General features: G+C 72.8%; 16 protein-coding genes. 6 read left to right on the top strand and 10 right to left on the bottom strand.

What is annotated here, in order from left to right; translation table 11 throughout:
• Positions 1-33: 33 nt before the first annotated feature.
• Together OG702_RS17315 and OG702_RS17310 are read right to left on the bottom strand one after the other, a co-directional pair.
• A complete protein-coding gene (locus OG702_RS17315; protein ID WP_327289789.1) occupies positions 34-843 on the bottom strand; it encodes a polysaccharide deacetylase family protein in 810 nt (269 codons plus the stop codon).
• A 124-nt stretch (positions 844-967) separates the two neighbouring features.
• Positions 968-1,828, bottom strand: a complete 861-nt coding sequence (locus OG702_RS17310) for an oxidoreductase (protein ID WP_327289788.1) — start codon at positions 1,826-1,828, stop codon at positions 968-970.
• A 216-nt stretch (positions 1,829-2,044) separates the two neighbouring features.
• On the opposite strand from OG702_RS17310, the gene OG702_RS17305 reads away from it, so the two are divergent.
• The gene (locus OG702_RS17305; RefSeq protein ID WP_327289787.1) at positions 2,045-3,466 is read left to right on the top strand and encodes an NAD(P)/FAD-dependent oxidoreductase; all 1,422 of its coding nucleotides are present in this window, start codon (positions 2,045-2,047) and stop codon (positions 3,464-3,466) included.
• Positions 3,467-3,478: 12 nt separating this feature from the next.
• Here OG702_RS17305 and OG702_RS17300 read toward each other — a convergent pair whose 3' ends face one another.
• The 4 genes from OG702_RS17300 to OG702_RS17285 form a co-directional block, all read right to left on the bottom strand.
• On the bottom strand, positions 3,479-4,066 hold the full coding sequence (locus OG702_RS17300) for a GerMN domain-containing protein (protein ID WP_327289785.1): 588 nt from the start codon (positions 4,064-4,066) through the stop codon (positions 3,479-3,481).
• Positions 4,063-5,529, bottom strand: coding sequence for a sensor histidine kinase (locus OG702_RS17295; RefSeq protein ID WP_327289784.1), 1,467 nt, complete (start codon positions 5,527-5,529; stop codon positions 4,063-4,065). Before OG702_RS17295 ends, OG702_RS17300 begins: the two co-directional genes overlap by 4 nt.
• Positions 5,526-6,245, bottom strand: coding sequence for a response regulator transcription factor (locus OG702_RS17290; RefSeq protein WP_327289783.1), 720 nt, complete (start codon positions 6,243-6,245; stop codon positions 5,526-5,528). Before OG702_RS17290 ends, OG702_RS17295 begins: the two co-directional genes overlap by 4 nt.
• A 90-nt stretch (positions 6,246-6,335) precedes the next feature.
• Positions 6,336-7,670: a hypothetical protein gene (locus OG702_RS17285; RefSeq protein WP_327289782.1), complete on the bottom strand. Its 1,335-nt coding sequence runs from the start codon at positions 7,668-7,670 to the stop codon at positions 6,336-6,338.
• A gap of 184 nt (positions 7,671-7,854) precedes the next feature.
• On the opposite strand from OG702_RS17285, the gene OG702_RS17280 reads away from it, so the two are divergent.
• Positions 7,855-10,029: a transglycosylase domain-containing protein gene (locus OG702_RS17280; protein ID WP_327289781.1), complete on the top strand. Its 2,175-nt coding sequence runs from the start codon at positions 7,855-7,857 to the stop codon at positions 10,027-10,029.
• A 15-nt stretch (positions 10,030-10,044) separates the two neighbouring features.
• Here the strand turns inward: OG702_RS17280 and OG702_RS17275 are convergent, their stop codons facing one another.
• From OG702_RS17275 to OG702_RS17265, 3 genes are all read right to left on the bottom strand, one after another.
• Entirely contained in the window at positions 10,045-10,785 is a 741-nt protein-coding gene (locus OG702_RS17275; protein ID WP_327289780.1) for an N-acetylmuramoyl-L-alanine amidase, read from the bottom strand.
• Between the two features lie 104 nt (positions 10,786-10,889).
• The gene (locus OG702_RS17270) at positions 10,890-11,531 is read right to left on the bottom strand and encodes a polysaccharide deacetylase family protein (protein WP_327289779.1); all 642 of its coding nucleotides are present in this window, start codon (positions 11,529-11,531) and stop codon (positions 10,890-10,892) included.
• 83 nt (positions 11,532-11,614) lie between these two features.
• Complete coding sequence (locus OG702_RS17265; protein WP_327289778.1) at positions 11,615-13,084, bottom strand: extracellular catalytic domain type 1 short-chain-length polyhydroxyalkanoate depolymerase; 1,470 nt, start codon at positions 13,082-13,084, stop codon at positions 11,615-11,617.
• Positions 13,085-13,621: 537 nt separating this feature from the next.
• Between OG702_RS17265 and OG702_RS17260 the strand changes: the two genes are divergently transcribed.
• The 3 genes from OG702_RS17260 to OG702_RS17250 all read left to right on the top strand — a co-directional run bounded on the left by OG702_RS17260 (position 13,622) and on the right by OG702_RS17250 (position 18,192).
• A complete protein-coding gene (locus tag OG702_RS17260) occupies positions 13,622-15,136 on the top strand; it encodes an endo-1,4-beta-xylanase (RefSeq protein ID WP_442814717.1) in 1,515 nt (504 codons plus the stop codon).
• A gap of 201 nt (positions 15,137-15,337) precedes the next feature.
• Entirely contained in the window at positions 15,338-16,912 is a 1,575-nt protein-coding gene (locus OG702_RS17255; RefSeq protein ID WP_327289777.1) for a M48 family metallopeptidase, read from the top strand.
• 98 nt (positions 16,913-17,010) lie between these two features.
• Positions 17,011-18,192, top strand: coding sequence for an ATP-grasp domain-containing protein (locus OG702_RS17250; RefSeq protein WP_327289776.1), 1,182 nt, complete (start codon positions 17,011-17,013; stop codon positions 18,190-18,192).
• 6 nt (positions 18,193-18,198) lie between these two features.
• Here the strand turns inward: OG702_RS17250 and OG702_RS17245 are convergent, their stop codons facing one another.
• Entirely contained in the window at positions 18,199-18,516 is a 318-nt protein-coding gene (locus tag OG702_RS17245) for an ArsR/SmtB family transcription factor (RefSeq protein ID WP_327289775.1), read from the bottom strand.
• Positions 18,517-18,604: 88 nt separating this feature from the next.
• On the opposite strand from OG702_RS17245, the gene OG702_RS17240 reads away from it, so the two are divergent.
• Positions 18,605-19,603, top strand: a complete 999-nt coding sequence (locus OG702_RS17240; protein WP_327289774.1) for a zinc-dependent alcohol dehydrogenase family protein — start codon at positions 18,605-18,607, stop codon at positions 19,601-19,603.
• Positions 19,604-19,615 lie beyond the last annotated feature (12 nt).

Raw genomic sequence — 19,615 nt, 5'->3', positions numbered from 1 at the left:
CCGCCGGGCGGTGACATCTGCCGCAATGTCCGGCTACTTGTAGACCTTGCCCGGCTGCGGCGTGCCCGGGGCCAGCAGCTGCTTGACGGTGACGAAGGTGTAACCGCGGGCCTGCAGCGCGGAGATGATGCCGGGGACGGCGGCGACGGTGCCGTTGTAGCCCTTGCCGGTCGGGTCGACCAGGTCGTGCAGCAGGATGATGCCGTCCCGCTTGGTGTGCTGCAGTATCCGCCGGGCGATCAGACGGGAGTCGGTGGTCCGGTAGTCCGCCCCGTCCGCGCTCCATACGACCTCCGCCATGCCGAGGTCCTTGGCGATCGCGGTGACAGTGCTGCTGGTGCGGCCCTGCGGGGGGCGCAGCAGCGTCGGGCGTACGCCGGTCACCTTCTCGACCGCGTCGCGGCCCTCGGTGATCTCCTTGCGCACCTCGTCCTTGCTGATCTTGGTGAGGATCTGGTGCGACCAGGTCAGCGTCTCGACCTCGTCGCCCTGCGCGGCCATCGCCCTGACCATCTCGGGGTGCTTGCGCACGTGGTTCTTGCCGAGCGTGAAGAAGGTCGCATGTATGTGGTACTTGTTCAGGATCGCCAGGATCTGCGGGGTGCGGACGCTGGGCCCCGCGTCGAAGGTCAGGGCGACGCACTTGGCCTTGCGGCAGTCCACCGTGCCGCCGTCCGCGCGCGGCGCGAAGGCGGCCGCGCCGTTCGCCGCCACCTGGCTGCGGGCCTTGGCCGGGGCCGTCGCGTCGTAGCCGTCGCAGCCGGACACGCCGGCGGCGACGGCCCCCGTGGCCAGCAGCGCGGTCAGCGTACGGACGCGGCGCGCGGTGATGGTGCTCCGCATGCGGGAGTCCCCCTCCTCGTGGTGGATCGCCCGCTCGGGCGGACCGCGAGGAACTATACACATCGCGTATAGTCGGACCGTCGCAGGGGTGCCCGCAGGCGTTCCGGCGGCGGCTCCCGGGGGCTCAGACCGCGTTCAGCTCGGCGACCGCGTCCGCGGGGAGCACCAGATCGGCGGCGGCGACGTTCTCCCGCAGGTGCGCCACCGACGACGTGCCGGGGATCAGCACCGTCGCGGGGGAGCGCTGCAACAGCCAGGCCAGCGCGGTCTGCTGCGGCGACGCGCCGATCCTGGCGGCGACGGACTCCAGCGTCGCCGACTGCAGCGGGCTGAAGCCGCCCAGCGGGAAGAACGCGGCGAAGGCGATGCCCTCGGCCGCGCACCGGTCGAGCAGGGCGTCGTCCGCCCGGTTGGCGATGTTGTAGAGGTTCTGCACGGTCACCACCGGGGCGACCGCCTGCGCCTCGTCCAGCTGCCCCTCGGTGACGTTGCTCAGTCCCAGATGCCGGATCAGTCCCTGCTCGCGCAGCTCGGCGAGCACCCCGAACTCCTCGGCCAGCGGCGTGCTGCCCGGCCCGTCGACCCCGCCGACCCGCAGGTTGACCACGTCGAGCGCGTCCAGACCGAGCCGCTGCAGGTTGTCCTTGACCTGCTGCCTGAGCGACTCGGGCTCCAGCGACGGCAGCCACGCGCCCTGGCTGTCGCGCCGCGCGCCCACCTTGGTCACGATGTGCAGGTCCTCGGGGTACGGGTACAACGCCTCCTTGATCAGCTCGTTGACGACGGCGGGGCCGTAGAAGTCGCTGGTGTCGATGTGCGTGACACCGAGCTCCACGGCGGTACGCAGGACCGCGACCGCCTCGTCGCGGTCCTTCGGCGGCCCGAAGACATGCGGTCCCGCCAGCTGCATGGCGCCGTACCCCATGCGGCTGAGGGTCAGGCCGGGAGCGGGGGTGAAGACCCCGCCGGAGATCGTGCCGGTCATCCAGTGCTACCTTCCGTTGCGCCCCGAGCTCCTCCCGGGACATCCCCACCCTCCTCCACCCGCCGCGAGCGCGGCAGTACCCCGTTGATCCTGGGACCGGCAGTCCCCGGCTGCGGGCCCGGAGTGGGCGGGAAACCGGGAGCGGCGGGCGCCGCCCGCCGGGACTTGCCGCTGCGTGGCGGGAGATGCGAACGTGGGGCGCGGGGGACGGGAGACATGGGAGGTCTCATGCCGGCGGACGGCGGTCGACGGCCGCGGCGGGGGCGGGCGCTGGTGATCGGGGGGAGTCTCACCGGCATGCTCGCCGCGGCCGCGCTGGCCGAGACGATGGCGGAGGTGATCGTCGTCGAGCGCTACGAGCTGCCGCACGGGCCGCTGCCCCGGCAGGGCGTACCGCAGGCGCGGCACGCGCATCTGCTGTGGTCGGGCGGGGCGCGGGCGATCGAGGAGCTGCTGCCCGGGGCGACCGAGCGGCTGCTGGCGGCCGGCGCCCGGCACATCGGCGTCCCTGAGGACCTGGTCGTGCTGACCTCGGGCGGCTGGCTCACCCGCTTCCCCGAGCAGCAGCACTTCCTGTCCTGCACCCGCGACCTGGTCGACTGGGTGGTGCGCGACCTGGCCGGCGCCAAGCCCCGGGTCCGTACGCTGCCAGGGCGGACCGCGCTGGGCCTGCGCGGCACCACGACACGGGTCACCGGCGTGCTGGTGCGCGGCGGCAGGCGCGAGGAGACCCTGGAGGCCGACCTCGTGGTCGACGCGAGCGGGCGCGCCTCGGCGATGCCGCGCTGGCTGGACCGGCTCGGGCTGCCCGCGGTGCGCACCGACGTGGTGGACTCCGGGCTCGGCTACGCCAGCCGGCTCTTCCACGCGCCGCCCGGCACCGGCGGCTTCCCCGCCGTCAACGTGCAGGCCGACCCGCGGCAGCACGTACCGGGCCTGAACGGCACGATCCTGCCGGTCGAGGACGGCCGCTGGCTGGTGACGCTGTCCGGCACCCGCGGCGGGCAGCCCACCGGGGAACCGGCCGCCTTCGAGGCCTTCGCGCGGAGCCTGCGCCACCCGGTGATAGGCGACCTGGTCACCCGGGCCACCCCGCTGACCGAGGTGACCGTCTCGCACAGCACCGCCAACCGGCGTCGCCGCTACGAGCGGATGCACGTCTGGCCGGACGGGCTCGTGGTGCTTGGCGACGCGCTGGCGACGTACAACCCGCTCTACGGGCACGGCATGTCGGTCGCCGCCCAGCACGCGCTGGTGCTGCGCGACCAGGTCGCACGCAACCCCGGGTCCGGGCTGGCCCGGCGGGTGCAGCGCGCCGCCGCCCGCGCCACCGACGCGGCCTGGACGCTGGCCGGGACCCAGGACCTGCGCTACCCGGGGGCCGAGGGCCGCAGCCCCGGTCCGCTCGGCACGCTGCTGACCGGTTACACCGACCTGCTCATGCGCGCCGCCACCCACCGCCGATCCGCCGCCCGCGCGCTGCTCGACGTCCTGAGCCTGTCGGCCGGGCAGGCCACCGTGCTGCGCCCCGACGCGCTGGCCGCCGTCCTGAACCCGGTGCACCCCGAGCCGGCCCAGGACCCGCCCTTCACCGAGGAGGAGCGGTCGCTGATGATCTCGCTCTTCACCGGCCACTGACAGGCGCCGGGTTCAGCTCACCGGCGGCGGCTTCTGGAAGGTCGTCGCCGGCGACGATTTCGGGTCGCCCGGCGGCGGCTTCGTCGGCCCCGGCCGCCAGAACTCCCGGACGCCGGCGCACGGGTCGGCGGAAGTCTGCGGGACCGCGGTGCCCTCGGCCGTCACCGTCACCGTCAGGGTGGGGCTCCGCGGGGCGATGCTGACCCGGTTGGCCAGCAGCGTGCAGACGACCTGGTCGACGGCCGTCCCGCTGAGCTCCTCCGCCGGGGCCCGCAGGTCGACGGTCACCGTGCCGTCCTGCGTGCGGACCGACGGTGCGGGGACAGGCGGCGGCAGCGCGCTGGTCAGACCCATCGCCTTCTGCTCCGTGGCGCCCACCCCGTTGGCCAGCATGGTGACGACGGTGGCGGCGTCGACGGTCCCCTGCGCCCTGCGCGGCACGGTGACCAGGGAGCCGTCCGCGGCGCGGACGAAGTAGAGCGTCACGTCCTGGTGCACCCCCACGCCCGGCTCGCCGGCCTCGACCACCCCGGTGGTCGGGATGCCGCAGCCGGCGAGCAGCAGTCCGGCCGCCGTCAGCAGGGCGACGCGGGCCCTCACACGTCCCTCCGCAGCGGGAGGGCGACGGTGAAGACCGCGCCGCCTTCCGGACGGTTGCCCGCGGTGATGGTGCCGCCGTGCAGATGGACGTTCTCCGCGGTGATCGACAGGCCGAGGCCGCTGCCCTCGGTCCTGGTGCGCGAGGTGTCCGACTTGTAGAAGCGGTCGAAGACGTGCGGCAGCACGTCGTGGGGGATGCCCGGGCCGCTGTCGGCGACCTCGATGACGGCCAGCGGGTCCGCGCCCCATGACTCGCGCACCGACATGGTCAGCCGCACCGGCCGGCCGCCGTGCCGCAGCGCGTTGCCCGCCAGGTTGGCCACGATCACGTCGAGCCGCCGCGGGTCGACCCGGCCGCGGGCGGTGTCCGGCGGCGGCAGCACGGTGGTGACGGCGTCCTGCCAGCCGCGGAAGGCCAGCGAGCGGCGGACGGACTCGGCGAGGTCGACCTCGTCCAGGTGCAGGGCGGCGGCGCCCGCGTCGAAGCGGGAGATCTCCATCAGGTCGTCCACGAGACGGGCGAGTTTCACGGTCTCCCCGCTGATCAGCCGCACGGCGGTGGCCGTGTCGGGGTCGAGGTGCGCCGCGTCCTCGTCCAGCACGTCGGTGACCGCCGACATCGCGGCCAGCGGGGTGCGCAGCTCGTGCGAGACGTCGGCGGCGAAGCGCCGGGCGCGGGCCTCCATCCGGCGCAGCTCGGCGACCGACTCCTCCAGTGCGGCGGCGGTGTCGTTGAAGGTGTGCGAGAGGTCGGCGAGCTCGTCGGAGCCGTTCACGGCCAGCCGGGTCTCCAGATGGCCCTCGGCGATCCGCCGGGTGGCCCCGCGCAGGGCGCGGACCGGCCGCAGCACCCCGCGGGCGGCGAGCAGCGCCAGCAGCACCGCGACCACCAGCGCCGGTACGGTCGCCCGCTCGACGGCGGCGACCAGCGCGTCCACGTAACCCTGCTCGCTGTCCTGCGACACGGTCAGGAAGACCGCGAGCCCTGAGGTCTGCGTCCCCCCGCCGAAGGTGACGTCGCCGAAGCGGACCGGGATGCCGACGACCAGGGCGGGGCCGTGGCCGGTCGACACCCGCTGGAAGACGGTGGCCGCCCGGGTGTTCACCGACTTGCGCATCGCGGGGGTGAGCTCGGCGAAGGTGTCGCCGGGCGCGGAGGTCGCGCTCAGGCCGCCGTAGGTGGCCATCACCCGCCAGTTGGCGGTGCGCTGCGTCTTGGACACCTCGGAGGCGAAGTTCTGCAGGTCGGCGCGGGCCGGCGGGAAGGTGACGCCGGGCGCCGCGCTGTCGACGCCGTCCCGGAACTGGGTGATCACCGTGTCCTGGCCCTGCTGGAGCAGGTCGGTACGGGCGGCCCGGAAGGTCAGCGCGCCGGTGGTGACGGTGGCGACGACGGCGACCAGGGCGAAGGCCACCACCAGCCGCATCCGCAGGCCTCCGCGCGGCAGCCTCGGACGTCTCATCGGGGTCCCGGCCGGGCCGGGTCGGCGAATTTGGCGAACTGGTAGCCGAAGCCGCGCACCGTCCTGATGAAGCGCGGCCGCCCCGGCGGCTCGCCCAGCTTCGTCCGCAGCCGCTTGACGCAGGCGTCCACCAGCCGCGAGTCGCCGTGGTAGCTGTGCTCCCACACCGCTTCGAGCAGCTGCTGCCGGCTGAAGACCTGGCCGGGCGAGGCCGAAAGGAGCAGCAGCAGCCGCAGCTCGGAGGGCGCCAGCGGCACCGGCATGCCCTGCCGGGAGACGGTGAGCCCGGCCCGGTCGATGCTGAGGTCGTCGTGCGTCTCGGGCTGCGGCGGGCCGTCCCCGCCGTCCAGGCCGCCGCCGACCCGGCGCAGCACGGCCCGTATTCGCGCGTCGAGCACCCGGGCCTGCACCGGCTTGACGACGTAGTCGTCGGCGCCCGCCTCAAGGCCCACGACGATGTCGACGTCGTCGCCCCTGGCGGTCGCCATGATGATCGGCACCTGGTTGTCGACCCGGATGCGCCGGCACACCTCAAGACCCGTCATCCCCGGCAGCATCAGGTCGAGGACCACCACGTCGGGCCGGAAGGACCGCAGCAGGTGCATCCCGTCCTCGCCGGTGGCCACCGCGGCGACGTCGTGGCCCTGCCTGCGCAGTGCCAGCTCGACGCCCTCGCGGACCGCGCGGTCGTCCTCGATGAGCAGCAGTCGTGGCATGACCTCAGTATCCGTATACGGGGGCGCGACCTGGAGAATCGTTACGGGACGATCACATAACCCCGCCGTGTCCTCTTTCACACCCGTGTCCTACTTCACAAACCTTGACCAGTCCGGCGATTCGCCCGGATCCAGCGTCCGCAGCTTCGCCAGCACCGCGGGGTCCTGCACGTCCAGCCAGTCGCTCAGCTCCTTGAAGGACACGCAGCGCACGCCTGTGCGGCGGCACACGTCCTTGACGACGTCCGCGACGGCCTGCATGTAGATGCCGCCGTTCCAGGTCTCGAAGTGGTTGCCGATGAAGAGCGGGGCGCGGCTGCCGTTGTACGCGCGCTCGAAGCCGTTGAGGTAGCCCTGCCTGGCCTGCTTCTCCCAGGCCGGGTAGTTCGCCGGGTCACCCTGCGTGACATCGCCGCCGGACTGGTTGTAGAGGAAGTTGAAGTCCATCGACAGCACCTGGAAGTCCTTGTCCGGGTACGGCATCAGCTGGAGCGGGAAGTTCCACACCCCGTCCTGCTTGGACGGCCAGATCTGGAAGTCGCCCGGCGAGCTGGCGTCGTAGCGCCAGCCGTTCGCCTTCTCGGCGGGCAGCAGGTTCTTCTGGCCCTCCAGACAGGGGGCGCGGCCGCCGGCGAGCTCCTTGGAGTAGTCGAAGGGCAGCGGCGGGATGTCGGTGAAGCCGGTGTTGGTCTTCCAGTTCTCCACGAAGGACTTCGCCTGGGAGATCTCGCTCTCCCAGTCCGCGGTGCTCCAGTTCCCGCCGCCGCCGGGGTCGGGGGCGCAGAAGTGGCCGTTGAAGTGGGTGCCGATCTCGTCGCCGTCCTCCCAGGCCTGCCGCAGTTCGGCGAGCGTCCACTTGATGTGCTCGCCGGTCGGGAAGTCGATGGCAGAGGCGCCTGGGGCGTGCTGGGGCGGCTTGTACAGGCTGCGCTTCCCGTCCGGCAGCAGGTAGATGCCGCTGAGGAAGAACGTCATATGGGCGTCGTTCTGCTCGGCGAGCTTGCGGAAGCGGGAGAAGAGGTGGTCGTCGTTCTCCAGGGCGCCGTCCCAGGAGAAGACCACGAACTGCGGCGGCTTCTCGCCGGGCTTGAGCTTCTGCGGCGTCGGCTGGTGCGGCTGCGGCCCGGTGTCGGAGGTCGAGCCGTCGCCGATCACCCGGACCTTGCCGTCCCAGGCGGGGGTGCCGGACTTCCCGGTCTGCTGCGGCTTCACCGGGCGCGCCAGCGCGGCGCTGCCCTGCCGGGGCACCGCACGGGCGGCGCCGCCGCCCCCGCCGTGCCCGCCGTGCCCGCCGTGCCCGCCCGCGACCGCCACGGCCGTACCGAGCAGGCCGGTGCACAGCAGACCGCAGAGCACGGCGGTTCTGCGGCGGCGGCCCTTGCTGCCGGGAGCGGGCAGAAGGCGTCGGATCCGGGCGGCGGTCATGGGTCCGACCCTGCGATCCGTAGGTGATGGCGACTGGACCGAACTGTCACAGGACCGCAACTGCCCCTGGCCGCATCGCTGTTACACACCTGTCGCAGTCCCATCCCGGTCCCGCCCCATTCCGGCTCCTACGGTGGCGGCGGCCGGGGCCAGGAGCCCACGTCGAGACCGCGCAGAGGTGAGGATGGTGCCGCACCACCGCCAGGCGGGAGAGCGGGCAGGGACGGCGGCGGGCGCGGCCGCGCGCAAGGCGGCGGGCGCGGTGCGCGAGGCGGCGGGGAGGTCGGCTGCGGCAGCGCGCGGGGCGGCGGGGAGGTCGGCTGCGGCGGCGCGCCGGGCGGTCCGCGCGGCCCCCGGCGCGGTGTCGGCGGCCCCCGGCGCGGTACGCCGGAAGTCGGTCGCGGCGGTCCGGGCGCTGGGCGACCGGCGGGCCTGGCGGGCGGGCCTGCGCCGGCTGCGGCCGCGCTATCCGCGGCCCGGGCGCCGGGGGCCGCGCCGCTGGCTGCCCTCGCCGCGGCAGACGCTGCTGGTCCTGTGCTGGGTGCTGCTGCTGCTCGCCGGGCTGGTCGGCTACGGCTACCAGCGCACCCGGATCCCCACCGACCTCAACGCCTTCGCCACCCAGCAGGACAACGTCTACTACTGGGCCGACGGCACCGAGATGGCCAGGGTCGGCCCGGTCGACCGCCAGTCGATGCCGCTGGACCGCATCCCGACGTCCGTGCAGTGGGCGGTGCTCGCCGCCGAGAACGCCTCCTTCTACTCCGACTCGGGCATCTCGGTGCCGGGCATCGCCCGGGCCGTCAAGGACATGGCGACCGGCGGCGCCACCCAGGGCGGCTCCACCATCACCCAGCAGTACGTGAAGAACGTCTACCTCAGCCAGGACCAGACGCTGTCGCGGAAGGTCACCGAGATGTTCATCGCGGTCAAGCTGGACCGGAGGATGAGCAAGCAGCAGATACTCGACGGCTACCTCAACACCAGCTGGTTCGGCCGCGGCGCCTACGGGGTGCAGCGGGCGGCCAAGGCCTACTACGGCAAGGACGTCTCGCAGCTCAACGCCAGCGAGGGGGCCTTCCTCGCCACCCTGCTCAAGGGCGCCGGACTCTACGACCCCGCCGTCAGCGCGGCCAACCACCGCCGGGCGGTGAAGCGTTGGGCGTGGGTGCTGGACCGGATGGTGAAGATCGGCAGGCTGTCGGCCGCACAACGGGCCACCTACACCGTCTTCCCCGAGCCGAAGGCGCCGCCGCGCCCGGCCGGACTCAGCGGCCAGACCGGCTACCTGGTGGACACCGCGCGGGCGTACGTCTCCGCGCACAGCGGCATCTCCGACGCGGAGTTCGACCGCGGCGGCTACCAGATCTACACCACCTTCGAGCGGCCCCGGGTCGACGCCCTCGCCACCTCGGTCCAGCAGCAACTCGGCGGCCTGCGCCCGGCCGACCGCCCCGCCGACCGCGATGTGCGGGTCGGCGCCGCCTCGGTGGGCACCGACGGCCGCATCCTCGCCCTCTACGGCGGCCCCGACTACGTCAAGCAGGGCTTCGACGACGCCAACATCGCCATCGTCCCGGCGGGTACGGCCTACGCGCCGTTCGTCTACGCGGCCGGCCTGCGCGACGGCGTCCTGCTGACCCGCGGCGCCCCCCGTACGCCGGTCACGCCGGGCACCGTCTACGACGGCGACGACAAGGCCGAGATCCGCACGCCCGAGGGCCCGTACTGGAGCCGGGACGGCAAGATCGTGCGGGTGTCCAACGACGGCCACCGCTCCTACGGCCCCGTCACCCTGCGGCAGGCGGTCGCCGAGTCCGTCAACGGGCCGATCGAGCAACTGGGCATGGACGTCGGCCTGGACCGCGTGCGGCAGGCCTCGATCGACGCCGGCCTGCTGCCCGACAGCGGATTCGGCGCGCAGACACCGGAGTTCTCGCTCGGCACCGCCACCCCGAGCCCGATCAGGATGGCCGGCGCCTACGCCACCTTCGCCGCGGACGGCACCCACACCGCCCCCTGCTCCGTCCTGCGCATCACCCGCGACGGCGAACGCCTCCGGCTGCAATCCCCCACCGTCACGCACCCGTTCACCCCCGCGGTCGCCGCCGACGTGGAAGCGGCCCTCACCACGGGACCCGACCGGGCCGGCACCGCGGGGACGGCGCAGGACAACACCGCTGCCTGGTACGTCGGCCACACCGGCACGGTGTCGACATCCGTCGCCCTCTTCCGCGTCGACCCGGCGTCCCAGCAACTGGAGCCGCTCACCGGCACCACGGGCAGCCGGGCCGCCGAGAAGACCGGCAGCACCTACCCGGCGGCGATCTGGTCCCGCTACGCCAGGGCCGTACCCTGACCGCGGGCCGGCTGCTCAGCCCGCCCAGGTCGCCTTCTGCCGCATGGCGGCCGCGGTCTCGCGGATCCACGGCAGCGCGTCGTAGAGGGCCTGGCCCGGGCAGGTGGTCTCGTAGACGTCGCGGTGGCCGGAGATGACGTTGAGGGTGGCGGCCGTGCCCTTGGGGTAGCGGCTGCCGTCGTTGGTGGAGACCAGGCGGACCTTGCCGAGCGGGTCCACCGAGGGGTCGAGCTTCCAGGCGGCTATCGAGGCGATGGCCCTGAGCATCGCCCGCGGGACCTTCCGGCCCGCGCCGAAGTTGCCGAGCGCCGCTATCCCGATGGTGTCGGTGTTGAAGCCCTCCGTGTGGGCGCCGCGCACGTCGCGGACCGCACTGCCGGAGCGGCCCTCGTAGATGTCGCCGCAGCGGTCCACCACGAAGTTGTAGCCGAGGTCGTCCCAGCCCAGCGCGATGTGCTGCTGTTCGAGGGCGAGCAGCATCGCGGGGACGTCCTTCTTGCAGTCGTAGTCGTTGGGGTTGTCCGTGTGGTGCACGAACACCGCCTTCACCGAGTGGTCGTAGACGAGCCCCTTGCGCACCGACTGCTCGTCGGCGTGCCAGGCGGTACGCCCGACGACCACCGGCCGCAGCACCGCGGGGTGCAGGACGGCGCGGGTGTGCCGAGGCCTCTGCACCGGATGACCAGGGGCCGAGCAGGCCCCCAGAAAGGCCAGCGACAGAAGCGACGACACCAGCTTGACCCTGTGCGGTCGCATGCCTTCCAGCTTCCGGCCGGCCCGGCCGCACGGACAGCCACCGAGGGCCATCCGGGTGAACGATAAGCCTGTGACCTGCGGATCTCCGCCGCGAGCGGCAGAACTCAGGAGCGCCGGGACGGGCCGGTGAAGTGCCAGCCGCGGGCGGCGAGGCGGGGCAGCAGGCAGGCGACCGCCTCGACGGTCTGGGAGCGGTCGCCGCCCCCGTCGTGCAGCAGGACGACCGCGCCCGGCGTCAGCCGGCTCTCCACCCGGCGGACCAGCTCCCCGGTGCCCGGGGGCTCCCAGTCCTCGGCGGCGACGCGCCAGCCCAGCGGGACCATGCCGAGCCGCCGGGCGACCTCGGGAGTGCCGCCCCAGCTGCCGAAAGGAGCCCGGAAGTAGGGGACCGGCACACCGGGCACGGCGGCCCGGATGGCCGCCGTGGTGCTCTCCAGGTCGGCCCGGACCCGCTCGGCGGACCAGCCCGACATGTCGTCGTGGTGCATGCCGTGGTTGCCCAGCTGATGGCCGTCGGCGACGATCTCGCGGACGATCTCCGGGTGCGCGAGCGCGTGCGCGCCCCAGAGGCAGAAGACCGCCGTGACCCCGTGCTCGCGGAGCACGGACAGCAGGTGGGGGGTGTGGACCGGGTGCGGCCCGTCGTCGAAGGTCAGCGCCAGGTACGAACCGACCTGGCGGGTGGTCTCCACGACGGGCCCGGTCCGGCCGAGCCGGCCGGCCGGTCCCTCTGCTGTGGTGGTCACGGCGGAACTCCTGTCGTGCGGTGGTGCATCCGTGGGGCGCCGGTCAGGTGGCCGCGCCGGGGGGTGGTGCTGTCAGTGCGGGGTCAGCCTGCTTGGCAGGTGGGGGTGAGGGTGGGGGATGTGCCGCCGTTGACGACGTAGCCGAAGGTCGTGGTGGCGCCAGCGCCCACCTGACCGTTGTACGCGGCGTTCTTCGCCGTGGTCAGACCACCCGAGGTGCCCTGCACCGCGTTCCACAGACTCGCGATCGTGTCCCCCGAGGGCTGCGACCACGACACCGTCCAGCCCGAGATCGCCGAGGAGCCGGTGTTCTTCACCGTCACCTCGATCTGATACCCGCCCGACCACGCACTCACCGTACGGAACGTCGCGGAACACCCCGCACTCGGCGGCGGCGTACCACCCGACGAACCCGTACTCGTGCCGGTCGAGCTGCCGCTCGACGTACCGGTACTCGTCCCCGTCGACGTGCCCGACGAGGTACCCGTGCTCGTACCGGTCGACGTACCGCTGCTGGTGCCCGACGACGTCCCGGACGATGTGCCGGCGGAGGTGCCGCCGGTTGTGTTGTCGAGGCCGAAGAAGGTGATGGCCTTGGCGGCCATGCCGTTGGTGGGGAGGGAGTGGCCTACGCCGGAGATGCTGAATGCTTCGACGGGGGCTTGGGCGGTGTTGGTGCCGTAGCGGGTGTGGGTCCAGCCGGATTGTGGGCTGTCGGTGAGGACCGGTGTCTGGCTGACGCCGAGTACGTTGGTCCACTGTTTGATCTCTTCGGCGAAGTTGTTGTAGTTCAGGGTGGTGTCGGCGGTGCCGTGCCACAGCTGGACGCGGGGGCGGGGGCCGGTGTAGCCGGGGTAGGCGGCGCGGACCAGGTCGCCCCATTGCGCCGGGGTCTTGGTGATCTGGCCGTTGGCGCAGGCGTTGTTCCAGCCCGACGGGTCGGAGGTGGCGAAGCAGGCGAAGGGCACGCCCATGAAGGCGGCGCCGGCCTTGAAGATGTCGGGGTAGTCGCCGAGGAGGACGTCGGTCATCATCGCGCCGGAGGAGGCGCCGGTGACGTAGACGCGGCCGGCGTCGGCGCTGTTGTGCTGCTCGACGTAGGAGACCATCGAGGCGATGCTCGCCGGGTCGCTGTTGCCGTTGTGGGTGAGTGCTCCGGAGGAGGAGACGTCGAAGCACTGGCCGCTGACGTTGGCGTCCGGGTAGACGACGATGAAGCCGTACTGGTCGGCCAGAGTGTGGAACTCGGTGCCCGAGTAGAACGCGGGAGCGGTGCCGGTGCAGTAGTGGACGGCGACCAGGATGGCCGGGTTGGGCTTGACCGAGTTCGGCACGTACTCGTACATCCGCAGGTTGCCGGGGTTGCTGCCGAAGTTGGTGACCTCGGTGAGCGAGGCCGCGGCGGCGCTCTGGGTGGACAGGGTGATCGCGGCCAGGATCGAGGCGACCGCGGCGAGCAGCGCGGTCAGCAGCGTCCCCAGACGCCTCCTGCCGCTGCCGGCACGGATGCCGGCGCTGACGCCGGCGCCGCTCGGCGCTCGTGTGGGGGGCATGGCGGTGTTCCTTCCGGGGTGTTGCCGCCCTGGTGGAGGCTCCCTCTCCGGCCACGGTGGCGTACGGGCGGCGGACGCCCGCTGTGAGGTGCGAAAGTTTTCGACCCTTGCGCGAATGTTTCGGGCACCATAGGGCGGCAAAGTGACGGAGTCAATACATCTGGCGACGTCCGGTGGGGTGGCGCCCCTTCGGTACGTTCGGGACCTCTCCCCTTGCTGCGGCACCGGAAAACCGCCCGTACGCAGGTGTCGGAGCACGGGCCGACGCTCCGTCAGAACCCTGTCCACGCTCTCCGGTTGTTTCGGAAAAGAGTCGTTGACGTTTCGAAGCTCAGGGTCCACACTGGCCACCGATCCACCCTCCTCCCGGCCATGCCGCGCCAGCGGCACAACTCCCGTGGCCGACAACACCCTCGCGAATGGACCCCCCACCTGTTCGGGCCGGTGCGAACTGCGCCGATCCCGGACTGCCAGCAGAAGAGGAAGAAGAGGTTGGAAGTGTTCAGTGACATCCCCCGAGAACCCAGCGAGACCGGCCTGCACCGGCGCTCCGGACTGCGGATCGCGATCGCCGCGGGCACGGCGGGCGCGGTGGCGGCCATCGGTCTGATGACCACCGCTGGCACCGCGCACGCGGTCGGCGCCCTGGGTACCGCTGCCGCCGCGCAGGGCCGCTACTTCGGCACCGCGGTCGCGGCGAACCATCTCAGCGAGACCGACTACACCGCGGCGCTGGACGCCCAGTTCGGTGCGGTCACGCCGGAGAACGAGATGAAATGGGACACCATCGAGGCGAACCAGAACTCGTTCAACTTCGGCCCCGGTGACCAGATCGTCGCGCACGCCCAGGCGCAGAACATGAAGATCCGCGGCCACACGCTGGTCTGGCACTCCCAGCTGCCCGGCTGGGTCTCAGGCTTGAGCGCCAGCGCCCTGGAAGCGGCGATGAACAACCACATCACCCAGGTGATGACGCACTACAAGGGCAAGATCTACGCCTGGGACGTCGTCAACGAGGCCTTCCAGGACGGCTCGTCCGGAGCTCGCCGCAGCTCGCCCTTCCAGGACAAGCTCGGCAGCGGCTTCATCGAGGAGGCCTTCCGCACCGCGCGGGCCGCCGACCCCAACGCCAAGCTCTGCTACAACGACTACAACACCGACGGCGTCAACGCCAAGAGCACCGCCGTCTACAACATGGTCAAGGACTTCAAGGCCCGCGGCGTCCCCATCGACTGCGTCGGCTTCCAGGGCCACTTCAACTCCCAGTCCCCGGTCCCCTCCGACTTCCAGGCCAACCTCCAGCGCTTCGCCGACCTCGGCGTCGACGTCCAGATGACCGAGGTGGACGTCGCCGGCTCCGGCACCGCACAGGCCAACAACTACACCACCATCGTCAAGGGCTGCCTGGCCGTGAGCCGCTGCACCGGCATCACGGTGTGGGGCGTCACCGACAAGTACAGCTGGCGCAGCAGCGACACCCCGCTGCTACTGGACGGCAGCTACCAGAAGAAGGCCTCCTACACCGCCGTTCTCAACGCCCTCAACAGCGGCAGCGGCACAACCGGCGGTACGTCGTCCGGGACGTCGAGCGGCACGTCGTCGGGCACGAGCACGGGGACGTCGACCGGTACGTCGTCCGGCACGTCGGCGGGCACCTCGACGGGGACAAGTACCGGTACGTCGTCGGGCACTTCGTCGGGTACCTCGACCGGCACGAGTACGGGTTCGTCGGGTGGTACGCCGCCGCCGAGTGCGGGGTGTTCCGCGACGTTCCGTACGGTGAGTGCGTGGTCGGGCGGGTATCAGATCGAGGTGACGGTGAAGAACACCGGCTCCTCGGCGATCTCGGGCTGGACGGTGTCGTGGTCGCAGCCCTCGGGGGACACGATCGCGAGTCTGTGGAACGCGGTGCAGGGCACCTCGGGTGGTCTGACCACGGCGAAGAACGCCGCGTACAACGGTCAGGTGGGCGCTGGCGCCACCACGACCTTCGGCTACGTCGTCAACGGCGGCACACCCCCCACCCTCACCCCCACCTGCCAAGCAGGCTGACCCCGCACTGACAGCACCATCGCACGACCGGCGGCGCGGCAGCCCTCCCTGACTGCCGCGCCGCCTCATGGATCCGGACCGGCCCGGGGCCGGGGGGCCGGCGGAATCGGCTGGTCGGCAGGGGTGCGGGGAGCATATGATCCGGCATCGCGGAAGCCGGTCGCCGACCGGAAGGTCCGCGATTCCTGTGGGGGGAAATCCGTGACCGCGTCCTTGCGCGCCCTGCGCGCCCTTTTTCTGCTGGCCGGCTTCTATCTGATGGGGATCGGCCTGCTGGCCGCGGTCCTGGGCATCGACTGGCTGGTGATTGCCGGGGCCGGGGCGAGCGGCTACTACCCGCTCGGCCTGATCGTCTTCTCCGCCGTGCTCATCTCCCCGATCCTGCGCGGGATGTTCCTCTTCCTGACCGCGGGACTGCACACAGGGGACGGTCCGGGTCTGGCCGTCACGGCTGACGCGCAGCCGGAGTTGTGGGCCGAGGTCGAGGAGGCGGCGCGGGCCGCCGGGACGGCGGCGCCCGACCAGCTGGTCCTGGCCGGCGAGGTGAACGCGGCGGTGTCGGAACGCACCCGGCTGCTGGGCATGCTGCGCGGGCGGCGCACCATGTATCTGGGCCTGCCGCTGCTCGCCGGGCTCACCGTGCCGCAGCTGCGGGCGGTGCTGGCCCACGAGTTCGGGCACTTCAGCAACCGGGACACCCGGCTGGCCGGGATGACGATGCGCGGCCGGGCGGCGGTGGCGCACACCATCGAGGGCTTCCGGGACGGCCGCACCGGGGCGCACGCGGCCATCGGCAACCTCTACGTCCGTTACGCCAACTTCTTCCTGCGCACCTCGGAGTCGGTGGGCCGCCGCCAGGAACTGGCGGCGGACGCCGCCGCGGCGCGTACCGCGGGCCGCGACACGACGGCCGCCGCGCTGGGGCGGGTCGAGCTGCTGGACATCGCCTACGGCTACTACGTCGAGCAGTACGCGCTGCTCGGCGCCGGGGCCGGGGCGCTGCCGCCGGCCGGGCAGGTCTACGGCGGCTTCCCGCTGCTGCTCGCCGCCCGCGGGCCCGAGGGAGTGGCCGCGCTGAGCGAGGGGCGGCGGCCGACGCGGAAGCCGACGGTGTACGACTCGCACCCGCCGACCGCCGAGCGGGTCGCCCTGGTCGAGGCCCTGCCCGACGACGGCAGGACCGACGACCCGGCGGCGCCGGCGGCTCTGACCCTGGTGCGGGACACCGGCGAGGTGCACGCGGCGGTCGAGGCGGCGACGCTGGCGGCGGAGGTCAACGCCCGGCCGCGGCTCGACTGGCCCGACCTGCTGATGGCCACCGCGAGGGCCGAGGCGGACACTGCTGCCGAGCAGTTCCAGAAGGCGGTGAGCCGGGCGGCACGCAGTGCGGCCGGGGGCGCTGCGGCGGGCGAGCAGGAGCTGCCCGGTCTGGAGGCGGTGCTCGACGCCATCGACGCGGGCCTGCTCTGGATGGCCGTCGCCGACCGCATGCCCAAGCCGGCCGCGGCCTCCCGGCTGACCGGCGAGTCCGCCCGCAACTTCATCCGCCCGGCCATCAGCGACGGCCTGACCTCGCTGGTCGAGCTGCGGCTGATCGCCGACGGCTACACCCGGCCCGCCATGTCCTGGGCGGTGCAGCCGCGGCTGGGGCTGCCGGCGGAGTACGAGTCGCGGCTCGCGCCGGCCGTCGCGGCGGCGGTCGCGGAGGTCCCGGACACCGCTCCGCTGCGGGCCCTGCTCGCCCTCGACGCGGACCCGGCGCCGGTGGCCGTCTAGGCCGGGCGCGAGGCCGGTGCGGTCCTGGCAGGCCGACCCCGGGGAGGCATGTCCGCGAAACGCCACCGTCATCGTCCGGCGCTACGCTCCGCTCACCCATGATCGGCGCAGGCACCGGCCGCGTGCTGTGCCAGGCAGCAAGGAGCTTCGCCATAGCGCTTCGGATATGGCTCAGCAGCGCGGGAGTCGCCTCGACGCAGGTGATGCGGATGCTGCGCGACAACCCGGATGCCGTCGGCGTCCACATCTACGGGACGAACGTCGACCGGGACGCGCCCGCGCTGGCCGCGTGCGACGTGGCCGAGGTCGAGCCGCGGCATGTCGGGGACGACGAATACGCCGCCTTCGCCCTGGACTTCTGCCGGCGGCACCGCGTGGACGTGCTGGTGCCGCCCCGGCGGCTGGCCGCCCTTGCCGGGCTCGGCGACGAGTTCGCCGCGGCGGGGACGCGGTTGATGTGCTCGCCGCCGGCCGCGATAGAGGTGCTGACGAGCAAGACCCGTACATACGAGGCCGCACAGGCCGCCGGGGTGCCGGTGCCGCCGTGGCGGTCGGTCCGCGACGCCGCCGGATTCCGGGCCGCGGCCGCGGAGTTGGCCGCGGGCGGCGAGCGGGTGTGCCTCAAGCCCGCGGGCGAATACTCGGCGTTCGGCTTCCGCGTCCTGGACGACCGGCCGCTGCGGATACGGGACCTGCTGGCGCCGCCGGTGCCGCTGGCGTCGGTGGGCGCGGTCGCCGACGCGCTGGCACGGGCGGAGGACGACGGCGAGACGGTGCCGGAGTTCCTGGTGATGCCGTATCTGGAGGGGCCCGAGATCAGCGTCGACTGCCTGTCGGCGCCCGGCGGGCGGACGCTGGCGGCCGTGGCGCGGTCCAAGGAGGGCCGCTACCGGCTGCTGCTGGACGACCCGGAGGCCACCGGGATCGCCCGGCGGCTGGTGGCGCACTTCGGGCTGGCGTATCTGTCCAACGTCCAACTGCGGCACCGAGCAGGCCGACCGGTGCTGCTGGAAGCCAACCCGCGGGCCTCCGCCGGCATCTTCCAGACCGCTTTCACCGGGGTGAACCTGCCCTGGGCGGCGGTACGGCTGCTGCTGCGCGGCGAGGCGGGGCCGCTGGCGGAACCGCGGCTGGGCGCGCGGGTCGCGATCACCGAGTCCGCCACCCAGGTCGACGCGCCCGCCCCGGCCCTGACCGGGCTCGACGGCGGTCTGGCCGCGGTCGCGGCCGCCACCGCGGCACCCTTCCTCGCCGAGACGCCGGCGGCTGCCACCGGGTGACGCCGCTCAGCGCACGCGGTCGGCGCTGACAAGGGCGTCGAGCAGGCCGGGGAAGACCGCGTCGACCTCGGACCGCCGCAGTGTGTTCAGCCGGGACGTGCCGGCGTAGTGCTGCCTGATCAGGCCGGCCTCGCGCAGGACGTGGAAGTGGTGCGTGGCGGTGGACTTGCTCACCGGCAGGTCGAAGTCGCCGCACCTGATGTCGGCGGTGGCGTCGGCCAGTTGGGTGACGATGCTGCGCCGTACCGGGTCGACGAGCGCGTCGAGCACCTGCTGCAGCGTGATCGCCGTGACCTCGGGGTGCGGCGGGATGCGGTCGGACATGCGTCCATAGTACGACGAGGGTCAAAGCTTGACCAACGTCGTACTTTGGGCTTGGGTGGATCACCCGGCTCGACGAAGGGACCCACGCATGTCAAGGACCGTGCTCTTCCACGAACTCGGCGGCCCCGAGGTGCTGCGCCTCGAAGACGTCGCGCCCGCCGAACCCGGCCCCGGCGAGGTGCGGATCGCGGTCGAGGCGATCGGCGTCAACCGGGCCGAGGCGCTCTTCCGCAGCGGGAACTACATCGAGGCCGTCCGCAGCTTCCCCGGCCGGCTCGGCCAGGAGGCCGCCGGGGTGATCGAGGCGGTCGGGCCAGGCGTCGAAGGCCTCACCGCCGGCCAGCCGGTCAGCGTGGTGCCCGCGTTCTCGCAGAACGACTACGCGGTCTACGCCGAGCAGGCGGTCGTCCCGGCGGCGGCGGTCCTGCACCGCCCGGAGGGCACCGGGCCGGTCGAGGGCGCGGCGGTGTGGATGCCGCACCTGACGGCGTACGGCGCCCTGGTCGAGACCGGCGGCATGCGCCCCGGCGACACCGTCGTCATCAACGCGGCCTCCAGCAGCGTGGGTCTGGCCGCCATCCACCTCGCCGACCGCATGGGCGCCACCCCGATCGCGCTGACCCGTACCGCGGCCAAGAAGGACGCGCTGCTCAAGGAGGGCGCAGCCGCGGTGGTCGTCACCGAGAGCGAAGGCGTCGCCGAGGGCATTCTGGCGGCGACCGGCGGTCGCGGCGCCGACCTCGTCTTCGACGCGGTCGCGGGCCCGGGCGTGCGGGAGTTGGCCAGTGTCATCGTCCCCGACGGCTGGCTGCTGATCTACGGCGCGCTCAGCGGGCAGCCGACGCCCTACCCGGCCCTCGAACTGGGCATGCCCGCGGTCAACATCCGCACCTACCTGATCTTCGAGACGACCACCCACCCCGACCGGCTGCGCCGCGCCGCCGCCTTCGTCAGCTCGGGCCTGCGCTCCGGCGCCTTCCGCCCGGTCGTCTCGCGCACCTTCGAGCTGGACGCGGTCGCCGACGCGCACCGCTATCTGGAGTCGAACGAGCAGATCGGCAAGATCGTCCTGACCGTGCCCCGCTGAAAGACGTGCGGG

Source organism: Streptomyces sp. NBC_01198, from assembly GCF_036010485.1.
Taxonomy (GTDB): domain Bacteria; phylum Actinomycetota; class Actinomycetes; order Streptomycetales; family Streptomycetaceae; genus Actinacidiphila.
Note: the sequence above shows the minus strand (reverse complement) of the source record. Positions and strands in the feature narration are given on the sequence as shown.

What these genes read in the sequence shown, in the direction of transcription:
- OG702_RS17315 (WP_327289789.1), bottom strand. Translation starts at nt 843, where the DNA reads ATGCGGAGCACCATCACCGCGCGCCGCGTCCGTACGCTGACCGCGCTG.
- OG702_RS17310 (WP_327289788.1), bottom strand. Translation starts at nt 1,828, where the DNA reads ATGACCGGCACGATCTCCGGCGGGGTCTTCACCCCCGCTCCCGGCCTG.
- OG702_RS17305 (WP_327289787.1), top strand. Translation starts at nt 2,045, where the DNA reads ATGGGAGGTCTCATGCCGGCGGACGGCGGTCGACGGCCGCGGCGGGGG.
- OG702_RS17295 (WP_327289784.1), bottom strand. Translation starts at nt 5,529, where the DNA reads ATGAGACGTCCGAGGCTGCCGCGCGGAGGCCTGCGGATGCGGCTGGTG.
- OG702_RS17290 (WP_327289783.1), bottom strand. Translation starts at nt 6,245, where the DNA reads ATGCCACGACTGCTGCTCATCGAGGACGACCGCGCGGTCCGCGAGGGC.
- OG702_RS17285 (WP_327289782.1), bottom strand. Translation starts at nt 7,670, where the DNA reads ATGACCGCCGCCCGGATCCGACGCCTTCTGCCCGCTCCCGGCAGCAAG.
- OG702_RS17280 (WP_327289781.1), top strand. Translation starts at nt 7,855, where the DNA reads ATGGTGCCGCACCACCGCCAGGCGGGAGAGCGGGCAGGGACGGCGGCG.
- OG702_RS17275 (WP_327289780.1), bottom strand. Translation starts at nt 10,785, where the DNA reads ATGCGACCGCACAGGGTCAAGCTGGTGTCGTCGCTTCTGTCGCTGGCC.
- OG702_RS17265 (WP_327289778.1), bottom strand. Translation starts at nt 13,084, where the DNA reads ATGCCCCCCACACGAGCGCCGAGCGGCGCCGGCGTCAGCGCCGGCATC.
- OG702_RS17250 (WP_327289776.1), top strand. Translation starts at nt 17,011, where the DNA reads ATGATCGGCGCAGGCACCGGCCGCGTGCTGTGCCAGGCAGCAAGGAGC.
- OG702_RS17245 (WP_327289775.1), bottom strand. Translation starts at nt 18,516, where the DNA reads ATGTCCGACCGCATCCCGCCGCACCCCGAGGTCACGGCGATCACGCTG.
- OG702_RS17240 (WP_327289774.1), top strand. Translation starts at nt 18,605, where the DNA reads ATGTCAAGGACCGTGCTCTTCCACGAACTCGGCGGCCCCGAGGTGCTG.